The sequence below is a fragment of the Streptosporangium amethystogenes genome (genome assembly GCF_000721075.1).
In the GTDB taxonomy this organism is placed as follows: domain Bacteria; phylum Actinomycetota; class Actinomycetes; order Streptosporangiales; family Streptosporangiaceae; genus Streptosporangium; species Streptosporangium amethystogenes.
Map to the genome: position 1 here is coordinate 37748 of NZ_JOEQ01000035.1, position 19632 is coordinate 57379.

Below are 19632 nucleotides of genomic sequence, written 5' to 3' on the forward strand. Positions count from 1 at the left end.
GTACTCCGGTACTCCGGTATGACGCCGTCCGTTCGGGGTGGGGCCGGTTGGCGGCCCCACCCCGGCTCTCCTGCCGGCGGTGGTCGTCCGGGCTCAGCGGGCGCCGGTGTCGGCCTCCGGCCAGCTGCTGTCGGGGAACTCCCCGCCGGCCGCGCCGCCGGGCACCACCACCCGGTCGTTCTCGGCCAGCCCCGAGGTGATCTCGACGTACTGGTCGCCCCGGACGCCCGTCTCCACGACCCGCTCGACGCCGCCCTGCACGGTGACCCGGGAGACCCCCGCGCTGGTTCTCACCGCCTGGGCCGGGACATAGAGGGCCTCCGCCGACTTGGCGACGGTCACGGTGACCGAGGCGGTCTGGCCCACCATGAGGTTCGCCGGGGGCTCGTCGAACGCGATCGTGACGCCGTACCTCACCAGACGGTCCGTGGTGGTCGCGGTGGGGGCGATGCCGGTCACGGTGCCCGTGTACCGCTTCCCCTGCCGGGTGGCCAGGGTGATCGCCGCCTGCTGGCCCAGCTCCAGGCTGCCGATGTCCGACTCGGTGAACAGCGCCTCCACCTGAAGCTCGTCCAGGTCTCCCAGGGTGAGGAAGGCCCCGGTGCCCGCGCTGTCGCCGACCGCGCCGGCCACGGACATGACGGTGCCGTCGGCGGGAGCGACGATCCGCACGCCCGCCAGTTCCTCCTTGGCATCGGTCAGCTCCGCCCGGGCCTGCTTCACGCGGGCCTCGGCCTGCTCCACGCTGAGCGTCCCCCGCCCGGCCCCGCCGCTCTGCCCGGTGTTCGGGGCGGTGCCCTGCTTGGCGGCCTGCCCGGAGTTCCGGCCCGCGCCCGCGCCCGCGTTCGTACCGGTACCGGTGTTCGCGCCCGGCTTCTGGGTGGAGCATCCGGTGGACCCGGGAGTCGGCGTTCTGACCGTGGTGGGCCTGGCGGTCGCCGTCGGCCTGGCTGTGCGAGTGGGGGCGGCCGTCGGCTCGGGGTGGGCCGTCGGTCCCGCGGGCCCACCCGGGCCGGTCGTCGGACCGGAGGGCTGGGTCGTGGGCGCCGGTCCCGAGGTCGCGGGCGGCCCGCCACCGTCCGGCCGCGCGGTCACGGTGACCGTCGCGGTGGCCGTCACCGTCACCGTCGGAGCGGCCGTCACGGTGACGGTGACCGTCGGGGCGGGCTCGCCTCCCGGCCGTTCCGTCGCCGACGGGGTGGGGATGGGGGTGGCCGTGGGCGTCGCGGGCGAGGTCCGCGTGAGCGCGGCGGCCGGAGCGGAGGAGCGCGCCGGGTCAGGTACGGGCGTCGGGGTGACCGGTGCCGTCATGAGGCGATATCCGATGGGTGCGACACCGGCGGCCGGGACGACCCGTACCTCCCGCTCGGCTCCGGTCGGCTCGGGCGCCGGGGCGCTCGTCCCGGTCGGTGCGGGGGTGGCGCTCGCCTCCGGGGGACGCGTCGCGGTGGGCTCGCATCCGGTCTGCCCGGTGGGATTGGAGCGGTCGGTCCCGGTCTGGCTCTGTGTCGGCTGCTGCTGCTGGGGAAGTCCTGTGCCTCCGGTCGTGCTTCCGGCCTCCTCCAGCGCCTCCTCGGCCGCCGCGAGTTGCGCCTTCGCGGCGGCGTAGCGCTCGCGTGCGGGCGCGGAGCCGATCCTGGCGAGCACATCTCCCTTGCCGACCTTGTCCCCGGCCTTGACATAGACCTTCGTGACCGTTCCCGATCCACCGAAGGCCAGGTCCCGGGTGCCGTCGTCCACGGTGTTGCCCGCGGCCGACACCGCGGCGGTCACCGTCCCGCGCCTGGCGGAGGCCAACTCCACCCGGGGGGCCTGGTCGGAGCCGCCGTCGAGCACGACGATCGCGCCCGCGCCCACCAGGACGAGGGCGGCGAGGGCAAGTCCTCCCACGCGCAGGTTCTTCGACAGATGGGTCGGTCTCATGGCGGACAATCCTGGACCGTCTGATTCACAGCATGCTCACAGGTCCCTGAAGGTTTGCTGTGCATCCTGAGCGGCAAGACACGGTCTACAGGAAATCTTCAGCCTTTGTCAGGGTAGGCCCAAGCCTGGTACGCCAGGGTCGAGCGCTGTGAAGCTGTCGACCAAGCGCGGAGCGCTGATCGTGAACGGGGCCCTCGGGGTCCTGTTGCTGGGCGGCGCGGTGATCGCCTACTCCTCCCTCGGCGGGGAGGCCTCATCCGCCGAGGCCGCGGTGCGGACCGTGCAGGTGACCCGGGCCACCGTCACCGCCTCCGTCTCCGCCTCGGGGACCGTGGCCAGCGCCCGCGCGCGGGCGCTCGATTTCGCATCGAGTGGCACCGTCGAGAAGATCTACGTCAAGGTAGGGGACAAGGTCACCAAGGGCCAGATCCTGGCCAGGCTGGACGACGACTCGGCACAGGAGAGCCTGGACGCGGCCGCCGCCGCCCTCGACACCGCGGACGACGACACCTCGACCGCCGCGGCCTACGCCCAGTACGTCACGGCCAGGAACACCTACCGGGCCGCGAAGCGCGCCGTGGACGGCACGGTCATCAAGGCACCGTTCGCCGGTACGGTCACCGCGATCAACGGCACGGTCGGGGGCTCCTCGGGCTCCTCGGGCTCTTCCGCCAAGGCCACGGGCAATACGAGCGGCGCGGCCGGCTCGGGTTCCTCCAGCGGTGTGGCGAGCGGCTCGGGCGGTTTCGTCGACATCGCGGACACCGGCAAACTCCAGCTCGTCGGCACCTTCACCGAGTCCGACGTCACCCGGCTCAAGGTCGGCCAGGTGGCCTCCATCGGGTTCGACGCGCTCAACGGCGTCACCGCGGCCGGGAAGGTCACCCAGATCCAGCCGACCGCCACCACCAGCAACAACGTGGTCCAGTATCCGGTGACGATCTCCTTCACCGAGGTGCCGGACGAGGTCAGGCTGGGCCAGACCGCCACGGTCAGGGTCGTCGTCGAGAGCGTGGAGAACGTGCTCGCGCTCTCCTCCACGGTGATCTCCACCACGGGTTCCCGCAGCACGGTGACGGTCCTGCGTGACGGGCGGCAGGTGCCCGTCCAGGTGGAGGCCGGGGTCAAGGGCGACACGCTCACCGAGATCAAGTCCGGACTGAACGAGGGCGACCAGGTGGTCCGCCCGGCGGCCACCGGGACCACCCAGCAGGGCGGAGGCATCCCCGGCCTCGGTGGCGGGGGCGGCGGTCGCAGTGGCGGCATCGGTGGCGGGGGCGGCGGCTTCGGCGGCGGGGGAGGGACCGGCAGATGACCGTCCCCGTCCTCTCCCTGAAGGACATCACCAAGGTGTACGGCCGAGGAGACGCCGAGGTCCGGGCGTTGCGCGGTGTCTCGCTCAGCGTCGAACGGGGCGACTACGTCGCCATCATGGGCGCCTCCGGGTCCGGCAAGTCCACGCTCATGAACATCCTGGGCTGCCTGGACGTGCCCACTTCCGGCAGGTACCACATCGACGGCACCGATGTCGGCTCGCTGGACGAGCGCCGGCTCGCCGTGCTCCGCAACCGGAAGATCGGTTTCGTCTTCCAGTCGTTCAACCTCATTCCCCGGATGAGCGCGCTCGCCAACGTCGAGCTGCCCATGGCGTACGGCGGGGTCGGCGCCGCGGATCGGCGGGCCCGTGCCCTGGCGGCCCTGGAGCAGGTCGGTCTCTCCGACCGGGTCCGCCACGAGCCGAACGAGCTCTCCGGTGGCCAGCAGCAACGGGTGGCGGTGGCCAGGGCGCTGGTCACCGCGCCCGCCCTCCTCCTCGCCGACGAGCCGACCGGCAACCTCGACACCGCCTCCACCGAGGACGTGCTGGGCATCCTCGACGGGCTCAGTGCCTCAGGCAGGACAATCGTGATCATCACCCATGAGGATGACGTGGCCGCTCACACCAAGCGGGTCATCCGCCTGGTGGACGGCCAGATCATCGAGGACCGCCGCCAGGCCCCCGTCGACGGGCTCCCGCCCCGCATGCCGGAGGTCATCGCGTGAGCCGACTGGAGATTCTGCGGTTCGCGCTCCGCGGGCTGGCCGCGAACAAGCTGCGCAGCTTCCTGACCACGCTCGGCATCCTGATCGGGGTGGCGGCCGTGATCCTGCTGGTCGCCTTCGGCGAGGGAGCCTCACAGAGCATCCAGCAGTCCATCCAGCGGCTCGGCGCCAACACCCTCACCATCTCGGCGTCCTTCGCCGGGGGCGGTGGCGGTGCCGGGGGAGGCCGGGTGAGCGCGGGACAGAACGCCGGCCCGCGTACCCAGGCCAGGTCGCTCACCCTGGAGGACGCCAGAGCGCTGACCGACCGCGAGCAGGTGCCCTCGGTACGGAGTGTGTCGCCCGTGGTGACCGCGAACTCGGCCACCGCGGTCCACGAGGGCGCCAGTCACCCGATCGCGCAGCTCGTGGGCACCTACCCCAGCTACTTCGAGGCGACGAACAAGCCCGTCGAGAGCGGTACCTACTTCGTCAACGACGACGTGATCGCCGCCAGGAAGGTCATGGTGATCGGGCGGACCGTGGCCGAGGGGCTGTTCGGCACCGCCGATCCGGTCGGCAAGCCGGTCAGCGTCTCAGGCGTGCCGTTCACCGTGATCGGGGTGCTCAAGGAGTCGGGCTCCACGGGCATGCAGGACGCCGACGACGTGGCCATCGTGCCGTTGCCCGCCGTGCAGCAGAGCCTGACCGGGTTCGGCGCGCTCGGTTCCATCATCGTGCAGGCGACCGGCGCGGACGCCACCGACTCGGCGCAGGCCGAGGTCACCGCCGTACTCAACCAGCGGCACGGCATCACCCCGACGGGCACCGCGGACTACCGGATCCTGAACCAGGCCACCCTGCAGGAGACGGTCAGCTCGACCATCGGGATCTTCACCGCCCTGCTCGGTGCGGTCGCCGCCATCTCCCTGCTGGTCGGCGGCATCGGTATCACCAACATCATGCTGGTCACCGTCACCGAGCGGACCAGGGAGATCGGCATCAGAAAGGCCATCGGCGCGCCCAGGAGCGCCATCCTCGGCCAGTTCCTGCTGGAGGCGACGGTGCTGAGCCTGGTGGGCGGCCTGGTGGGCGTCGCGATCGCGTTCGCCGGCACCCGCTTCACGATCGCCGGGATCTCACCGGTGCTCGTACCGTCCTCGATCGCACTGGCCCTCGGCGTCTCGGTGGGCATCGGGCTGTTCTTCGGCGGTTACCCGGCCAACCGGGCGGCCAAGCTCCGGCCCATCGAGGCCCTGCGCCACGAGTGACCCCGTACGGCTTAGGCAAGGAGAGAGACATGGGCGGCAACGCCGACGAGACGGTCCCGGCGGGGAGATCCCTGGAGGGCTCCCCGTTCCAGGGGGATCTGGACAGCGAGCTGGCGGCCCGGCCGCCGCGCCGGCTGTCCACGCTCACCCTCGTGCTGGGCGCCGGGGTGATGCTCGTGGCAGGGGTGGTCGTGGGTATCCAGATGCAGAAGGCGATGGGCGTCACATCCGGCCCGACCGGTGCCCCGGGAGCCGCGATACGGCAGGGCGCGGGGCCCGGTGGTTCCGGGGGATATGGCGGTTTTGGAAACGGGCAACAGGGCCAAGGGCCGGGGCAGGGCGGTGGCGGCCGAGGTGGCATGACCGTCGGCACCGTGCAGCGGGTGGAGGGCGAGAAGGTCTACCTCCAGACGACCGACGGATCCGTCGTGACGGTGAACACCACGGACGAGACGTCCGTGCGCCTCACCAAGGAGGGCAAGGTCGCGGACCTCAAACCCGGTGGCACGGTGGTCGTACAGGGAGCCAAGGCCGAGGACGGCTCGGTCAGCGCGACCGCGATCAACGAGGGGGGCGGCCGGCGGTGAGCAGGTTCCCAGGAAATGTTCAGCTTCGGCTGAGCTTCGTTCCAGAGAGGTGAGCGAGCCTCGGGGGGTGCTGGACAGAGTGGAAGCCCGATTGCTGGTCGTGGACGACGAACCGAATATCAGGGAGTTGCTCTCGGCCAGCCTGCGACTGTCCGGGTTCGAGGTGGTGACCGCGGTGGACGGCCGGGAGGCCATGCAGTTCGCCGAGCGCATCCGCCCCGACCTCGTCGTGCTGGACGTGATGCTGCCCGACATGGATGGTTTCGCCGTGGCCGGGCGGCTGCGGGAGATGAGCGGGCAGATGCCGGTGCTCTTCCTCACCGCGCGGGACGGCACCGACGACAAGGTCGCCGGGCTACGCGTGGCCGACGACTACGTGACCAAGCCGTTCAGCCTGGAGGAGGTGCTCGCCCGCATCCGGGCCGTGCTCCGGCGTACCAGAGGAGACCTCGACCTGCCGGCCCGCCTGCAGGTCGGTGACCTGGAGCTGGACGAGGAGGCGCACCAGGTCTGGCGCTCCGGCGTTCCGGTGCGGCTGTCGCCCACCGAGTTCAAGCTCCTGCACTACTTCATGGTCAACAGCGGCAGGGTGCTGTCCAAGGCGCAGATCCTCGACCACGTCTGGAACTACGACTTCGGCGGCGACGCCGGGGTGGTCGAGTCCTACGTCTCCTACCTGCGCAGGAAGGTCGACACGGCCGAGCCGAGGCTCATCCACACCCTCCGCGGGGTGGGGTACGTGCTGCGCCCTCCGCACAGTGATTGAATTTTCAGCCGATATTCAGCTCTACCTGACCTGATTCTGAGTTTTGTGTGTTCAAATAGACACTGCACGACCCCCGATCTCCTCGGAACCATCCGATGGACTCGGGCTCGCCTCCAGCTGCGGGGGAGACGAGTCCGGCACGGTCCGCGGCTGGGATCCGAGGGCTGGGCCCCACCGCTTTACCGAGTTCGCCCCCGTAACCCGGTCAGGCGGTGGGGCCAATTTCGTCTGAGGGGGGCCTCGCGGCGAGGTACCGACCGTGTTCGCCTCCATGACCCGGGCGAGCGGTGGCACCGATCGCGTCTAGAGGGGCATTCCGTCGGGCAGGATCGACCGTATGGGCGACAACGACGGTCTGCTGGAGACGTTGCGAGAGTTGCGGCGACATCTCGACCGTGACCTGTTCCCCCTGGCGATCGGCGACGTGGCGGCTGACCGCCGGGCACTGCGCGAGCTGACCGGCCAGCTCGACGACTACCTCATCCCCCGGCTGAGCGCCATCGACGCCCCGCTGCTCGCCGTCGTCGGCGGCTCCACCGGGGCCGGCAAGTCCACGCTGGTGAACTCCCTGGTCGGTACGGACGTCTCCGAGCCCGGCGTGCTGCGGCCCACGACGATGGCCCCCACCCTGGTCACCAGTCCCGCCGACCGCGACTGGTTCACCGCCCAGAACATCCTGCCCGGCCTGCCCCGCGTCACCGGGAACGGCAGGGGCGAGCCCGGCACGCTCAGGGTCGTCACCACCGGGGCACTGCCGCCGGGACTGGCCCTGCTGGACGCCCCCGACATCGACTCGGTCGTCACCGCCAACCGCGAGCTGGCTGCCCAACTGCTCGCCGCCGCCGACCTGTGGCTGTTCACCACCACCGCCGCCCGGTACGCCGACGAGGTCCCCTGGAGTTTCCTGCGCTCGGCCAGGGAGCGGAGCACGGCCTTGGCCGTCATCCTCTCCCGGGTGCCGCCGGAGGCGCTGGGCGTGGTGCGCAAGGACCTGGCCCGGCTGCTGGAGGCCAACGGTCTGGGCGGAACCCGGCTTTTCGAGGTGCCCGAGCTGGTGCTGCCCGAGGAGAACGCCCGGCTGCCGCGCCAGGCGGTCCAGCCGGTCGCCGACTGGCTCGCCACCATCGCCGCCGACTCCCGCTCCCGCGCCGACGTGGTGCGCCACACCCTGTCCGGTGCACTGGAGAGCCTCTCCACCCGTGTTCCGGCGCTCGCCGGAGCGGTCGAGCGCCAGCAAGCCGGGGCCGCCGAACTGCGCTCGATGGCGGACGCCGCCTACGCCGTGGGCCTCGCCTCCTTCGACGAGGGCATGCGGGACGGGTCGCTGCTGAGGGGGGAGGTCCTGGCCCGCTGGCAGGACTTCATCGGGACCGGTGACCTGATGCGCTCCCTGGAGAGCCGGGTCGGCCGGCTCAGGGACCGGGTCGTGGCGTTCGTCACCGGACGGCCCGCGCCGGAGAGCGAGCTGCGGGTCGCGCTGGAGAGCGGGGTGGAGGCACTGATCAGGGCCTCGGCCGACGGTGCCGCCGAGCGCCTGATGGAGTCGTGGTCGTCGCACCCGTCGGGACGCGCCCTGCTGGAACGCGAAGGGGTCGCCACCGCGGGGCGTCTCGGCCGGGCCTCCGCCGACCTGCCCGCCAGGGCGCAGGAGGCGGTCAGGGGCTGGCAGTCGTACGTGCTCGACCTGGTCAGAAAGGAGGGGGCGGACAAGCGGACCACCGCTCGCGTCACCTCGTTCGGACTCAACGGCGCCGGGCTGCTGCTGATGCTCGCGGTGTTCGCCTCGACCGGTGGCCTGACCGGCATCGAGGTCGGCATCGCCGGAGGCACCAGCGTGCTCAGCCAGAAGGTCCTGGAGGCCGTCTTCGGCGACCAGGCCGTCCGCACCCTCACCGTCAAGGCCCGCTCCGACCTGCGCGCCCGGGTGGCGATCCTGCTCGGTGCGGACGCCGACCGCTTCACCGCCCTGCTGGACGCCGTCCAGCCGCCCGAGGGCACCGCCCCCGCCCTCCGTGCCACCGCGGACGCGGTACGCGAGCACCTGCGCGAACTGCCCGTCGCGGACCGCCGGGCCGCCCTTTCGCCGGGCGCGGGTTCCGCCGCCTCAGCCACGACGGCGCCTGAAGAAGGCTCGGAGACCGTGCGCGATTCCCGGCGACGGTCCGGCGGCGTCCAGCATCCGGCAGAAAGGCCGGATGTCCCGCACGCGACCGGTGGACCCGGTCATCCGCGCTCGCCGGGCGGATCCGACGGTGCTCCACGGGCGGACGGTGAACCTGATTCTCCACGTCCGCAGAGCGGACCTGATGACGGGGGCCGGTGGGCTCCCGGCGCGGGAGAGGTGGGCGAGGCGTGAAGCTGCTGCGCAGGGAGAAGGCGGTCTCGCTGGACGACCGGCTGGCGGCGCTGGCGCGGGCCGCCGACCTGGCCGACGGGCGGCTGGACGCCGAGGCGGTCGCCATGGCGCGTTCGGTGGTCTCCCGCGCCGGGGTACGGGCCAGCCTGTCGGTCGACCACACCGCGGTCGCGCTGGCCGGAGCCACCGGCAGCGGTAAGTCCTCGCTGTTCAACCTGCTGTCCGGCACCTCGCTCGCCACGGTCGGGGTCACCCGGCCGACCACCTCGACCGCCCAGGCCGCCCTCTGGGAGGGCGGCGGCGCGGGACCGTTGCTCGACTGGCTGGATGTCCCCCGCCGCCACGAACTCCTGGACACCTCGGGCTCGGCCGGCATCGCCCCCGAGGGGCCTGTCTCCGGTGGTCACCAGGCCCGCTCCGCCGGCGTCGTCCCTGGGGGACACGAGCCTCCCGACGTTTCCGGTTCCGGCGTTTCCGAGACGCCCGCCCCCGGTGGTCACGAGGCGCGTTCCGCCGCTCTCGTCCCCGATGCTCCCGTGCCCGCCGGTCAGCCGTCCGGGATGGACGGGGAGGCCGCCGGACTGATCCTGCTCGACCTGCCCGACCACGACTCGATCGAGCCTTCGCACCGGCTGGAGGTCGACCGGCTCGTCGAGCTGGTCGACCTGCTGGTCTGGGTGCTCGATCCGCAGAAGTACGCCGACGCGGCGGTCCACGACCGCTACCTCAGGCCGCTGGCCCGGCACCGGGAGGTCATGGTCGTCGTCCTCAACCAGATCGACCGGCTCTCCCCGGCCGCCGCCGAGCGGTGCCTGAAAGACCTCCGGCGGCTCCTCGACACCGACGGGCTGACCGGGGTGCCGGTGATCGGGGTCTCCGCCCGCACCGGCGCGGGCATCCCCGAACTGCGCTCCCTGCTCGCCTCCCGGGTCGCCGGCCGGCGATCATGGGCCGCCCGCCTCGCCGCCGACACCGGCATGGCCGCCGACGTGCTTGGAGAGGTGTCCAGCGCCACCGCTCCGGGAGAGAACCGCTCGATGGACGAGCTGGTGAAGCCGCTGAGGGACGCGCTGTCGGAGGCCGCCGGGGTGCCGGTCGTCGTCGAGGCCGTGGCCAGGTCCTATCGGCACCGCTCGGTCGCCGCCACCGGATGGCCACCCACCCGGTGGATCCGCCGCCTGCGGCCCGATCCGCTCCGCCGCCTCCGCCTGGACGCCACCAGCCGTGCCTTTGGGGAGTCGGGGGAGCAGGGGGACATCGTCGGGAGGACCTCGATCCCGGTGGCGACGGTCGTCCAGCGCTCCCGGATGGACAACGCGATCAGGGAGGCCGCGAGGGGCGCCTCGGCCGGGCTGCCCGCGCCGTGGACGGCGGCCGTGCGACAGGCGGCTAGGTCACACGGGGACGAACTGGAGGACGGCCTGGACCGAGCGGTCGCCACCACCTCTCTCGGTGCCGCCCGGCGGCCCCTGTGGTGGCGGCTGGCCGGGCTGGCGCAGTGGCTGGCGCTGGCGACGGTGCTCGCCGGAGGGGCCTGGCTGCTCGCCCTGGTCGCCATCGACTACCTACGACTTCCGCAGCTCTACCTGCCGACCGCGGGGGAGCTGCCCTGGCCCACCACACTGCTGATCGGGGGTGTCCTGCTCGGCCTGCTGATCGCGCTGCTCTCCCGGGTGGCCTCCTGGCTCGGCGGCCGGCGCCGCGCCCGCAGGGCGGCGAGGGCGCTGCGGGCGAGTGTCGACCGGGTCGCCCGCGAACTGGTGCTCGACCCGATGGAGGAGGAGCTGTCCCGGTATCACCGCTTCGCCGAAGCGGTCGCGCTGGCCAGGAACGGGACTCGCAGGTGAGGGCGGGCCTTGGGGCCTGCCTGGCGAAGCCTGCCGAAGGTCACCAGGATGCCCCGGCCTTCAGACCGGAGAGGAATCGGGAGCGGGAGGGCCGCCAAGGCCCGGGAGTGTCCTGACCGGTCGGTCATTTCGGTCGGCTTCTGTCCGGCAGGGGTCTCGATGCGCGGGGCAGGGAGCAGTCCGGTGACGTGCGGTTTCCGGCGGATGCTCTGGGGGCGAGCGCCTCCCGGTAGAAGGGGACGGACACGGAGAAGGGATCGGTGTCCGTCACGCAGGAGGCGCTCAGTTGGGCCCTCACCATGGGGCCGGACCGGTCGGAGCCGGTCGGGGCGTCAGGTGAGGAGGCGGATCAGGCGACGAGGTTGACGTAGTACGTGGAGTAACCGTTCATGTCGATCAGACGGGTGCCCACGCGCCTGGCGGCGGTGCTGCCGATGTTGATGCAGGAGTCGAAGGCGTTCTGATAGACGTACATCGGGCCGTAGGGGCCGGTCCAGACGGCCCCGTTGGCGGCTTCGGCGTAGAAGGCGGCGTAGCGGTTGTTGGTGTTGAGGACGAACGCCTCGCCGCCCGGGTCGATGGCCCACCAGCCCCGGGTGCCCCACTGGCCGTAGTCGCGGCAGCCGTCGGGGCTGTAGAACATGATCGCGACCCACACCTTGGAGCTGTAGCGGTTACGGAAACGCAGCTGCATGTCTACTCCTCCGCTTCCGTGAATCGCAGGGCCAGGGGCCTGTCGTCAAGCGCCTCGCCGGCCACCGGGGGAAGGTGGTCATCGCTCTTCGCGACGACCGCGACGCGGTCGGCCGCTCCCGGCCGCTCGCTCGACTCTCCCGTGCTGGCCGCCGTGGGGTCCGCGAACGCCACCCGTGGGTCCGGGGGGTGTTCGGTGCCGTTGTCCGGCATGGTTGCTCACCTACATTCGTTTGAGTGCGTAGGGTGATCGGACAACAACATACAGTCACATTCAAGGTCATGTAAAGAATCGTTTTCATTTCCGCGGTGGGTAGGGGGGCGGCAACGCCTTCGCGGAGATCTCGGCCCTACGCCGACGCCCGGCCCAGGGGGAAGGCATTGATTCAGGTGACGTCCTCCGCCGTACGAACAGGTGTCAGCGGCGGACGATGAGCCACGTCGCGACGGCGGTGACGGTCTCCGAGCGGTTGCTGATGATGTGCGGGCGGCCGCAGGGGTTATGACCGGGGTGCGCCGTACCAGCGCCAGGTGGTCAGACGCGGGTGCCCGGGGAGTTCGGCGCGTCCGGTGGCCCACAGCAGGGTGGGCCAGGGGTCCGTGCCCGTCGGGGCGTCCGGGAAGAGCCGGGCGAGCACCCGCGAGCACAGGTCCGCGGGCGGGGTCCAGGTGAGCCCCAGCCCCTCGGCCAGATCGTGGGTGTGCACCAGGGTCTCCACGATCCCCATCGCGGCGAAGCCCTCCGGGTCCGACGTCCCGTGCACGTGGTGGGCGCGAATCTCCGGCGGTGTCGTACGCACCATGGCGACCAGCAGCGCGCCGCTCGCCTCCAGCACCTGCAGCAGCCCGGCCGGCCCCGCCGCGCGGTCGGCATGAATGGCGTTCGCCGGACCCCGGGGTCTTCTGCGCTCCCAGGCGAAGGGCACGACGCCGTCCAGGGGCGGTGTCCTGGGGCCCAGCTGGGCGGCGTACGAGAAGAGGTCGTCGCTGAGGTGCTCGACGGTCTCCCAGCAGGTCCACTCCAGCGAGCCGGCCTTGCCGTCCCAGGCCGGCGCGGGCACCTCCCGGAGGGTGCCGACGGCGAGCTGAACGGCCAGGTCAAGGTCGTCCGCCGTCACGGGGGAAGATCCGGCTTCGGTCGATCGGCACATGGCGGGAACGATACCGCCGCCCCTGAGAGCGTGGTGGATCCGCAGGTGTCGACGCCCAGATCCGCCGGGTACTCATCGCCGATGATCATGTGACCCGGTTCGTGAGCGGTGGTCGCTCGACGTCTTGCCGGCGGGGCGTCATCCCTCGCCTCCGGATGGACGACGCCCCGCCCGGCTCACCAGGTCTTGCCGGCCTGCTCGCGAATCGTGCGGTTGATCCGGTTGAAGAAGTTGGTCAGCGCGATCTCCAGGTTGAGCGCGGACAGCTGCTTGTCGTCGAAGTGGGCGGCGGCGGCGTCCCAGATCTCGTCGGTCACACCCGGTGCGCCGTCCTGGATCCGGGTGGCGGCCTCGGTCAGCGCGAGCGCGGCCCGCTCCGCCTCGGTGAAGAACGGTGTCTCGCGCCAGGCGACCACGCTGTGCAGCCGCTCATCGGTCTCTCCGTTCTTCTTGGCCGACTCGATCCCGGCGAACACGCACGGGCTGCAGCCGTTGATCTGGCTGACCCTCAGGTGGACCAGCCCGAGCAGGCGCGGGTCGACGCCGCCGGTGTGAATCGCCTTGTAGAGGTGCTGGATCGCCGTCATCACGTCGGCGCTCGTCCTGCTCTTCATCCGTGCTTCCATGGGCCTTGCCCCTTCATCGGTTACCTGCGCCCGTCCGGGCTCGTCATCACCCATGACGGAGCAGATCCGAGGAAGGTAACAACATGTCCGACACCAGCCCGACCGACCCGGTGGCCACGGCGTTCGAGGCCCAGCGCGACCGGCTGCGCGCGGTCGCCTACCGCATGCTCGGATCGCACGCCGACGCCGAGGACGCGGTCCAGGAGGCCTGGCTGCGGCTCTCCCGCCAGGACACGGCGACCATCCACAACCTCGCCGGCTGGCTGACCACGGTGGTCGGCCGGATCAGCCTGGACGTCCTGCGATCACGCCAAGCCCACCCTGAGGCCTCCTACGACGACCGGCTGCCCGAATTCGTCGTGACGGTCGACGACGGCCCCGCGCCGGAGGACGACGTGGCGCTCGCCGACTCGGTCGGACTCGCACTCCTCGTCGTCCTCGAATCGCTCGGACCGAGTGAGCGGCTGGCGTTCGTGCTGCACGACCTGTTCGCGGTGCCGTTCGACGAGATCGGCCAGATCCTCGGCAGGTCCACCGACGCCACCAAGATGCTCGCCAGCCGCGCCCGCAGGAAGGTGCAGGCGACCGAGCAGCCGACGGGCACCGGACGGGAGCAGCGACAGGTCGTCCATGCCTTCCTGTCGGCGGCTCGCCGCGGCGACTTCGAGGGGCTGCTGCGCGTGCTCGACCCCCAGGTGAAACTGACCGTCGAGAGCTCCGACGGTGTGGTCGTCACCCTCGGCGCCACCAAGGTCGCCGCCGGTGCGCAGCTGTCCGCCGGCGCAGTCGCACGAAGGCGAGCGGTGCTCGTCAACGGCCTTCCCGGGGTCGTGTCCTGGCGCGAGGACGGCGCCCCGTTCTCGGTCGTCGCGTTCACCGTCGTCGACGGCCGGATCGCCGGCATCGCGATCGTGACCGACCCGGCCAGGCTCGCGTCGATGAACCTGCCGGATCCGGGGTGAGTCACCGCCGAGCCGGTCGTCACGGTGTGGGCAGGTGGCGATACCGCATGAGATTTGTGCACGGCGAGCTCCTTCGCCCATGCGGAGCAATCCTGTGGGTCCGGGGTCCGTACCGGCCCTGGCGACCCGCCGCGGTCCGCAAGACGGGTGAAGAAATATGACATAAGGTGTCGGGTTTTAGGGCGAGCATGGGTTCACCGGTCGGCGTCGATGGCGGGCGTGGACCGGGCCCTACGGATAGACAAGGATTTCAATGCGCGAAACGCCAGAGGAGATCAAGGAGTTCCAGGCCCTCCTCGACGCCTCCCTCTCCCGCTCCACCTCGTACCTCCGCTCGATCATCAACAGCGAGCGCACCCTGACCGCGGAGCAGCTCACCGAGGTCCTCACCGGCATGTGCCCCCTCGCCCTGTCCACCGTGACGGCGAAGGGCGAGCCGCGGATCAGCGGTGTGGACGGGCACTTCCTGCACGGAAAATGGCACTTCGGCACGGCGCGCAACGCCGCCAAGGCCCGCCACCTCGCCGCCAGGCCCGCCGTCAGCGCCGCGCACATGCGCGGTGAGGAACTGGGCGTGTTCACGCACGGCACGGTGGAGATCCTCAACCCCCAGGACGGCGAGCCCGCCGCGGACTGGCCCTACCTGCTCGCGTACTTCAAGGACTTCTACGGCGAGGGTGCCTTCGACTGGGACAACGACGTGGTCTACTACCGGCTGCATCCGCACTGGGCGACCGTCTACGCCTCCGACGTCGCGAAGCTCACCGCGGCACCCCAGCCCTGATCCGCAGCACAGTCCTTAGCGAGACCATGCCCTCCCGACGGGGCCACTCTGAACCTCCGCAGCCAACGAGTCGTCAAGCCGTCGTCGGTACGTCTCTTAAGGCCTCTGGTCCGCAGGGGGCGGGTTGAGAGAGTCGCTGTCCCAGCCGAGCCGGTGGTCGGCGCCGACCTTCATGACCTCCAGTTCGTCATCGGCGACCAGTGTCGCGATGCATTTGTGAGTGCCGCCGACATAGGTGGTCATCAGGTCCACATCGGTGGCGACACACCACGCGCGGTCCCGCGGCCACCACAGGCTGGCACGCTGGTCGAACCACGACGGCTCGCCGAGTGAGGTGGTCGCGGCGGACAGCGGTCCCGACAGCAGCAACATCGGCCGGGCGGGCATCTCCATCCTCGGGATCTCCTCATCCTCCACGGGGAGAGCGAGCCCCCCGAAGCCCTCCCAGACGGCGAACCAGCACTGCTCAGGGATCACGGTGTACGCGGCGAGGATCCGGGCCAGTCGTGCCGCCTGCCGCACCGGGAGGGAGCCCTCCCTCGGAGGCGTATCCCACAGTCCTGGCTGATGATCGGAGAAGAGGAACCGCCAGGAACCGCTGATTGAAGGCCATTGCATCGCCGGATGCGTCAGGCGCCCGTTGGCGCTGGCCACCTCCGCCCACGACACCTCCTCGGTCCGCTCACCGTCCTCCCGGAGGGCCGGATGGAAAACACGCGCATAGGCCGCGAAGATCGGCGGGACGAGGCATCCCACGACGTTGTCGTTGAAGTTCCGGGCTGTGGCCACCGCCCAGTCGCCGGCGCGCACATCGGTCCGCAGGCTCAGGCCGCCGATGGTGAAAGGTTGGTCCATCCCGCGATTATGAGGGCCTAGCTGACGCTTCCCGAAGGTTCGAGGTCCGGTTCCTCGATCTGGCCACGCATGAGTTCCACGGCGCGGGATGTGGTCATCCGGTTCTTCTTCCATGCCTGCAGCACGGCGTGAGCGTACCCCGGCGGCACGAGCACCGCTTGGAGATCAGGCTGTGGCGTCCAGCCCACGGCCTCCATGAGTTCGGCGCGCGTTGGATTCTTCCGTCGCAGATCCCTGGCGTCCCTGTCCAGGACTCCGGCTGCGACCGCTTGGCGGATGGCCAATGACCAGGATGTTCGGTATTTGGCGGCGAGGACTACGAGGGGTCTCGTAAGGAATCCTCGTTTCCCGAATAACCGTTCAGCACGGATTCGATGGGAAGAAGAAGTTCCGCGGCGAAAGCGTCGATCACCAGTTCTCTTTCGGCGCGAGAGGTGTTGACGCCCAGATCCGCCGGGTACTCATCGCCGATGATCATGTGACCCAGTTCGTGAGCGGCGGTCGCTCGACGTCTTCCGGGGTCCCCTGGCTGCTGACGACCGCCACCGCGATTCCGCCCTCGATCAGAGAGGCTCCGTCTCCCGGCGTGTCGACCACCGCCACCAGTTGGCCGAGCCCTTCGCAGACGCTCATCAGCGAACTGATCGGATCAATTCCAAGGCCGAGTTTCTGCCTGGCCCACCTGGCCGCCTGGCGAGCGGTCTCGACGTTCTCCACGGCACCGCGGAATCTCTCGGGCGCGGGAGGAAAGAACTCTTGTAGCTCGACGAGTTGCCGGACATCGTCCAGCCACATCGCCAGAGCTGCTTCAAGCCGATATGACCGGCAGGTGGCGTCCGTTGCCGGGTCGTCGATGAGCTCGGTACGACGTGATACGACCGCTGGAGGCCGGCGCAGGAAATGCGTCAGCGGAACGCCGAGGAACCCCGCCTCCGGGCGGACCGGGTATGCCTCCTGATGGAGAACGGCCGAGGGCTGGCCATCGTCGGCATGCTCTCCGGCGGAAACTGGGGCTACCGCTCCCACGGCCGCGAACCCGGCCGGACCGTCTGGTGCGAGCTTCCCGCGAATCCGCCGCACGCTGACGAGGGTCCCGCCGGGAGATCAGCCCCGTCGTCTCCGGATGATCTCCTTCCCGGAGTGCAGAGCTCCGCTCAGCCGAGGTGACACACCGCTCCCAGCACCCGTTGGGAGCCGGCGAACCACCCCCGGCGGGTGGCGGCACCCGGATTCGTCCCCCACGAAAGAACCTGCGTGCCGCTCCGGCTCCACCTCCCCCGTTGGAGCACCCCGCCGGGGGGCTCTCATCCCAATGCCGGAACCTGCTCACGAGCCTCGCCACATGGGAACGATGAGTGCATCACGACGGCCGCCGGCCTCGATCATCAGGCGCGACTCCGGACGGGCCCGGCTGTCAACCCGTCTCAGGCCGGTTCTTCCTGCCGTCCAGCCACAGCGTGTCGGACTCGTCGCGATGGGAACCGGAGGTGCCGATATGCTTCGCGTCGATCTTCGGGCCCTTCTTGATCACATGCACCAACGCCATCGCATGTCCGCGCCCAAGATCATAATCCTGCTTCAGCCACTCGATGATCGCCCCCGCCTTCGTGGACGGGTCATCGAAGCCGCGCTCGTTCGCCAACGCGATGAACTCTCGCGGCGTCAGTCCGGTCTTGTCCTCGATGTTGTCCAAGTACGCCTGGAACGACACAGCTCTCTCCACTCGTCATGGGATATCGCAGCAGTAGTTTCTCATTGGCGCCAGATGTCAGCTGCGGCCAGCCTGTTCGCCTGACATGGCTTAACGACCTTTGACCGGCTGACCGGCTAAAACGCCTGACAACCCCAGATGGCGATCGAGCTCCTGGAGCAGTACCGGCAAGCCCTCGCTGAGCTGATCAGCCAGTGCGCGCAGGAGGAAACCGACCCCGAGCGGCAGCCGATGGTCCGGGAAGCGCCGGTACCCCTGACTCTCCCGGTCGGAAAGCCCTGAACCGGGAGAGAATTGGCTACCGTTGCTCCGCATGACGCACGCCGAGATCGAGATCAGCGCGGAGTTGGTGCGGAATCTGCTGCGCGACCAGCACCCCGACCTGGCCGATCGCCCTGTGTGGCTCGGCGCGCGTGGCTGGGACAACCAGCTTTGGCGGCTCGGCGACGACCTCGCCGTCCGGTTGCCCTGGGCGACGCAGTCTGCGGACGCGCTGCTGCGCAAGGAGCACACCTGGCTGCCCGCCCTCGCCCCGAGCCTTCCGCTGCCGGTTCCTGTCCCGCAGCGCCTCGGTGAGCCCTCCGTGCGGTTTCCGCGCCCCTGGATCGTCACCACCTGGGTGCCGGGCGAGCCGGCCGACCGTGCTCCCGTCACGCGCGCCGCGGAGGCGGCCACCACCCTGGCCGCCTTCCTGACCGCTCTGCATCAACCTGCCCCCGAACAGGCGCCCGCCGGCCGCTTCGGCCGCGGAGGGTCGCTGGCCGACTGCTCTGAGGGGTTTGCCACGCAGCTCGCCTCGGCCACTGAGCTGGGGCTCATCCCCGACCCGGAGGCTGTTCGCGCTGTCTGGGACGACGCCGCCGCCGCGCCCGACTGGGCAGGCCCGGCGCTATGGCTCCACAGCGACCTGCATCCGGCCAACATCCTCACCGCGGACGGCACCATCTGCGGCGTGATCGACTTCGGCGACCTCTGCGCCGGCGATCCGGCCTGCGACCTCGCCGCCGCGTGGGCTCTGCTGCCGGACGGCGCCGCCGACCTCTTCCATGCCGCCTACCAGCCGGCCCCGGACGCCGCGACCCTGCGCCGCGCCTGCGGATGGGCGGCGGGGCAGGCCCTCAGCGGCATCCTCATCGGAGACGCCGGCGTCCACGGCCGCCCAGGCGGCAAGCCCACCTGGGGCCCACCCGCCCACGCCGCACTGCGACGCCTCACCGAAGCGGCCCATCGCTGATCGGCGGACTCCGCCGCGATCGGCACACGTTGGGGTCTCTTCGCCCTTGGAAGTCATTCCAGGGAGTCGGCGAAGATCACTATTTCGTCGATGTCGCCCTCGACGGTGACGTGCACCACGTCCATCCCGGTCAGCAGGCTTCGGCCGGTGGCGTCCTCGTAGCGCCACCCGAAACGCGCCCACTCTCCCGGTGCGTCCACCCTGGTGGTGCGGACCATCCGGCAGGGGCCCGACGGGTGCCCCTGCACCACCTCGGTGATGAAGTCCTCGACCGCCTTGCGCCCGACACCTCGGCCCAGTGGACCCCAGAAGACGACGTCGCCGGTGAGGGCACGGCTCAGCAGCGTGGCCCGTCGCGCCGGGTCATCGGCATTGGTCGCCGCGATGAACGCGTCAACGGCATGGTCATGGAGGGCGTCATCCGTCACGTCGCGATACTAACCAGCGGATCCGCGTCGCGAAGATGGGAACGATGGGCGCTGCGACGCTTCGGGTGAACCGAACATCGATCGTCGCATCGCGATGACGGCCGATGGGTCTGCGTCGCCGAGCGCCTTGCCGAGGGCGTCGACGAGGAGGCCGATCCGCTCTCCTGTGCCGTGTGGTTCGGGAGTGCCCCGGCCATGTTCGCCGACGAAGATCTGTTGGAGACCACCGGGTGAGGCCGCCGTCAGGGGACTCGTGTCTTGAGTCGTCTGAGGAAAAGGGCAGGTCATGACGCATCCATGAGCCCGCCGGTCAACGAATAAGCTACCTAAAGGGACTTTTTGGACAGGCGGATGACATGTATCCGGTGATTCAGGCAGTGATCGTTGGAATGGGCTCGGCGGTCGCCCTGATGACG

At 70.5% G+C, this 19632-nt stretch carries 22 protein-coding genes; 11 read left to right on the forward strand and 11 right to left on the reverse strand.

The features are described from left to right. Positions 1 to 93: 93 nt before the first annotated feature. Positions 94 to 1923 carry an efflux RND transporter periplasmic adaptor subunit gene (locus IG98_RS47670; RefSeq protein WP_051753362.1) on the reverse strand — a complete coding sequence of 610 codons (1830 nt, stop codon included), beginning with the start codon at positions 1921 to 1923 and terminating at the stop codon, positions 94 to 96. A gap of 148 nt (positions 1924 to 2071) precedes the next feature. Between IG98_RS47670 and IG98_RS0135450 the strand changes: the two genes are divergently transcribed. From IG98_RS0135450 to IG98_RS0135480, 7 genes are all read left to right on the forward strand, one after another. After that, a complete protein-coding gene (locus IG98_RS0135450) occupies positions 2072 to 3238 on the forward strand; it encodes an efflux RND transporter periplasmic adaptor subunit (protein WP_030922631.1) in 1167 nt (388 codons plus the stop codon). Then, positions 3235 to 3966 (forward strand): ABC transporter ATP-binding protein, encoded by a 732-nt coding sequence (locus IG98_RS0135455; protein WP_030922634.1) that lies wholly within the window; start codon positions 3235 to 3237, stop codon positions 3964 to 3966. The genes IG98_RS0135450 and IG98_RS0135455 overlap by 4 nt, the downstream gene beginning before the upstream one ends. After that, positions 3963 to 5216 carry an ABC transporter permease gene (locus IG98_RS0135460; RefSeq protein ID WP_030922639.1) on the forward strand — a complete coding sequence of 418 codons (1254 nt, stop codon included), beginning with the start codon at positions 3963 to 3965 and terminating at the stop codon, positions 5214 to 5216. The genes IG98_RS0135455 and IG98_RS0135460 overlap by 4 nt, the downstream gene beginning before the upstream one ends. Before the next feature lie 29 nt (positions 5217 to 5245). Next, positions 5246 to 5803 (forward strand): hypothetical protein, encoded by a 558-nt coding sequence (locus tag IG98_RS0135465; RefSeq protein WP_051753363.1) that lies wholly within the window; start codon positions 5246 to 5248, stop codon positions 5801 to 5803. A 67-nt stretch (positions 5804 to 5870) separates the two neighbouring features. After that, positions 5871 to 6569, forward strand: coding sequence for a response regulator transcription factor (locus IG98_RS0135470; RefSeq protein ID WP_211264268.1), 699 nt, complete (start codon positions 5871 to 5873; stop codon positions 6567 to 6569). Positions 6570 to 6906: 337 nt separating this feature from the next. Beyond that, positions 6907 to 8925 (forward strand): P-loop NTPase family protein, encoded by a 2019-nt coding sequence (locus IG98_RS0135475; protein WP_245651854.1) that lies wholly within the window; start codon positions 6907 to 6909, stop codon positions 8923 to 8925. Continuing rightward, positions 8922 to 10772: a GTPase gene (locus IG98_RS0135480; RefSeq protein ID WP_030922652.1), complete on the forward strand. Its 1851-nt coding sequence runs from the start codon at positions 8922 to 8924 to the stop codon at positions 10770 to 10772. The genes IG98_RS0135475 and IG98_RS0135480 overlap by 4 nt, the downstream gene beginning before the upstream one ends. 349 nt (positions 10773 to 11121) lie before the next feature. Here IG98_RS0135480 and IG98_RS0135485 read toward each other — a convergent pair whose 3' ends face one another. The 4 genes from IG98_RS0135485 to IG98_RS0135500 form a co-directional block, all read right to left on the reverse strand. Beyond that, entirely contained in the window at positions 11122 to 11466 is a 345-nt protein-coding gene (locus IG98_RS0135485) for a DUF1036 domain-containing protein (RefSeq protein WP_030922654.1), read from the reverse strand. A 2-nt stretch (positions 11467 to 11468) separates the two neighbouring features. Continuing rightward, positions 11469 to 11678, reverse strand: a complete 210-nt coding sequence (locus IG98_RS0135490; protein ID WP_030922657.1) for a hypothetical protein — start codon at positions 11676 to 11678, stop codon at positions 11469 to 11471. A gap of 287 nt (positions 11679 to 11965) precedes the next feature. Beyond that, positions 11966 to 12583, reverse strand: a complete 618-nt coding sequence (locus tag IG98_RS0135495; RefSeq protein ID WP_245651855.1) for a maleylpyruvate isomerase N-terminal domain-containing protein — start codon at positions 12581 to 12583, stop codon at positions 11966 to 11968. A 209-nt stretch (positions 12584 to 12792) separates the two neighbouring features. After that, positions 12793 to 13242, reverse strand: coding sequence for a carboxymuconolactone decarboxylase family protein (locus tag IG98_RS0135500; protein ID WP_030922665.1), 450 nt, complete (start codon positions 13240 to 13242; stop codon positions 12793 to 12795). An 83-nt stretch (positions 13243 to 13325) separates the two neighbouring features. On the opposite strand from IG98_RS0135500, the gene IG98_RS0135505 reads away from it, so the two are divergent. Both IG98_RS0135505 and IG98_RS0135510 read left to right on the forward strand, forming a co-directional pair. After that, positions 13326 to 14204 carry a sigma-70 family RNA polymerase sigma factor gene (locus tag IG98_RS0135505; RefSeq protein WP_030922667.1) on the forward strand — a complete coding sequence of 293 codons (879 nt, stop codon included), beginning with the start codon at positions 13326 to 13328 and terminating at the stop codon, positions 14202 to 14204. Between the two features lie 253 nt (positions 14205 to 14457). Further along, on the forward strand, positions 14458 to 14988 hold the full coding sequence (locus IG98_RS0135510; protein ID WP_030922670.1) for a pyridoxamine 5'-phosphate oxidase family protein: 531 nt from the start codon (positions 14458 to 14460) through the stop codon (positions 14986 to 14988). 96 nt (positions 14989 to 15084) lie between these two features. Here the strand turns inward: IG98_RS0135510 and IG98_RS0135515 are convergent, their stop codons facing one another. The 5 genes from IG98_RS0135515 to IG98_RS0135525 all read right to left on the reverse strand — a co-directional run bounded on the left by IG98_RS0135515 (position 15085) and on the right by IG98_RS0135525 (position 17554). After that, positions 15085 to 15843: a hypothetical protein gene (locus tag IG98_RS0135515; RefSeq protein WP_030922673.1), complete on the reverse strand. Its 759-nt coding sequence runs from the start codon at positions 15841 to 15843 to the stop codon at positions 15085 to 15087. Between the two features lie 17 nt (positions 15844 to 15860). Continuing rightward, positions 15861 to 16127, reverse strand: coding sequence for a hypothetical protein (locus tag IG98_RS47675; protein WP_157594707.1), 267 nt, complete (start codon positions 16125 to 16127; stop codon positions 15861 to 15863). A gap of 32 nt (positions 16128 to 16159) precedes the next feature. After that, positions 16160 to 16321 carry a hypothetical protein gene (locus IG98_RS49440; protein ID WP_084195889.1) on the reverse strand — a complete coding sequence of 54 codons (162 nt, stop codon included), beginning with the start codon at positions 16319 to 16321 and terminating at the stop codon, positions 16160 to 16162. Further along, complete coding sequence (locus IG98_RS47680; RefSeq protein WP_051753365.1) at positions 16318 to 16638, reverse strand: hypothetical protein; 321 nt, start codon at positions 16636 to 16638, stop codon at positions 16318 to 16320. The genes IG98_RS49440 and IG98_RS47680 overlap by 4 nt, the downstream gene beginning before the upstream one ends. Before the next feature lie 619 nt (positions 16639 to 17257). Further along, complete coding sequence (locus IG98_RS0135525; protein ID WP_030922675.1) at positions 17258 to 17554, reverse strand: DUF4287 domain-containing protein; 297 nt, start codon at positions 17552 to 17554, stop codon at positions 17258 to 17260. Between the two features lie 138 nt (positions 17555 to 17692). On the opposite strand from IG98_RS0135525, the gene IG98_RS51255 reads away from it, so the two are divergent. Together IG98_RS51255 and IG98_RS0135535 are read left to right on the forward strand one after the other, a co-directional pair. Further along, entirely contained in the window at positions 17693 to 17836 is a 144-nt protein-coding gene (locus tag IG98_RS51255; RefSeq protein ID WP_157594708.1) for a hypothetical protein, read from the forward strand. Between the two features lie 31 nt (positions 17837 to 17867). Continuing rightward, positions 17868 to 18788, forward strand: coding sequence for a phosphotransferase (locus tag IG98_RS0135535; RefSeq protein WP_030922678.1), 921 nt, complete (start codon positions 17868 to 17870; stop codon positions 18786 to 18788). A gap of 53 nt (positions 18789 to 18841) precedes the next feature. On the opposite strand, the gene IG98_RS0135540 is transcribed toward IG98_RS0135535, so the two are convergent. Continuing rightward, entirely contained in the window at positions 18842 to 19216 is a 375-nt protein-coding gene (locus tag IG98_RS0135540; protein ID WP_030922681.1) for a nuclear transport factor 2 family protein, read from the reverse strand. Between the last annotated feature and the right edge of the window lie 416 nt (positions 19217 to 19632).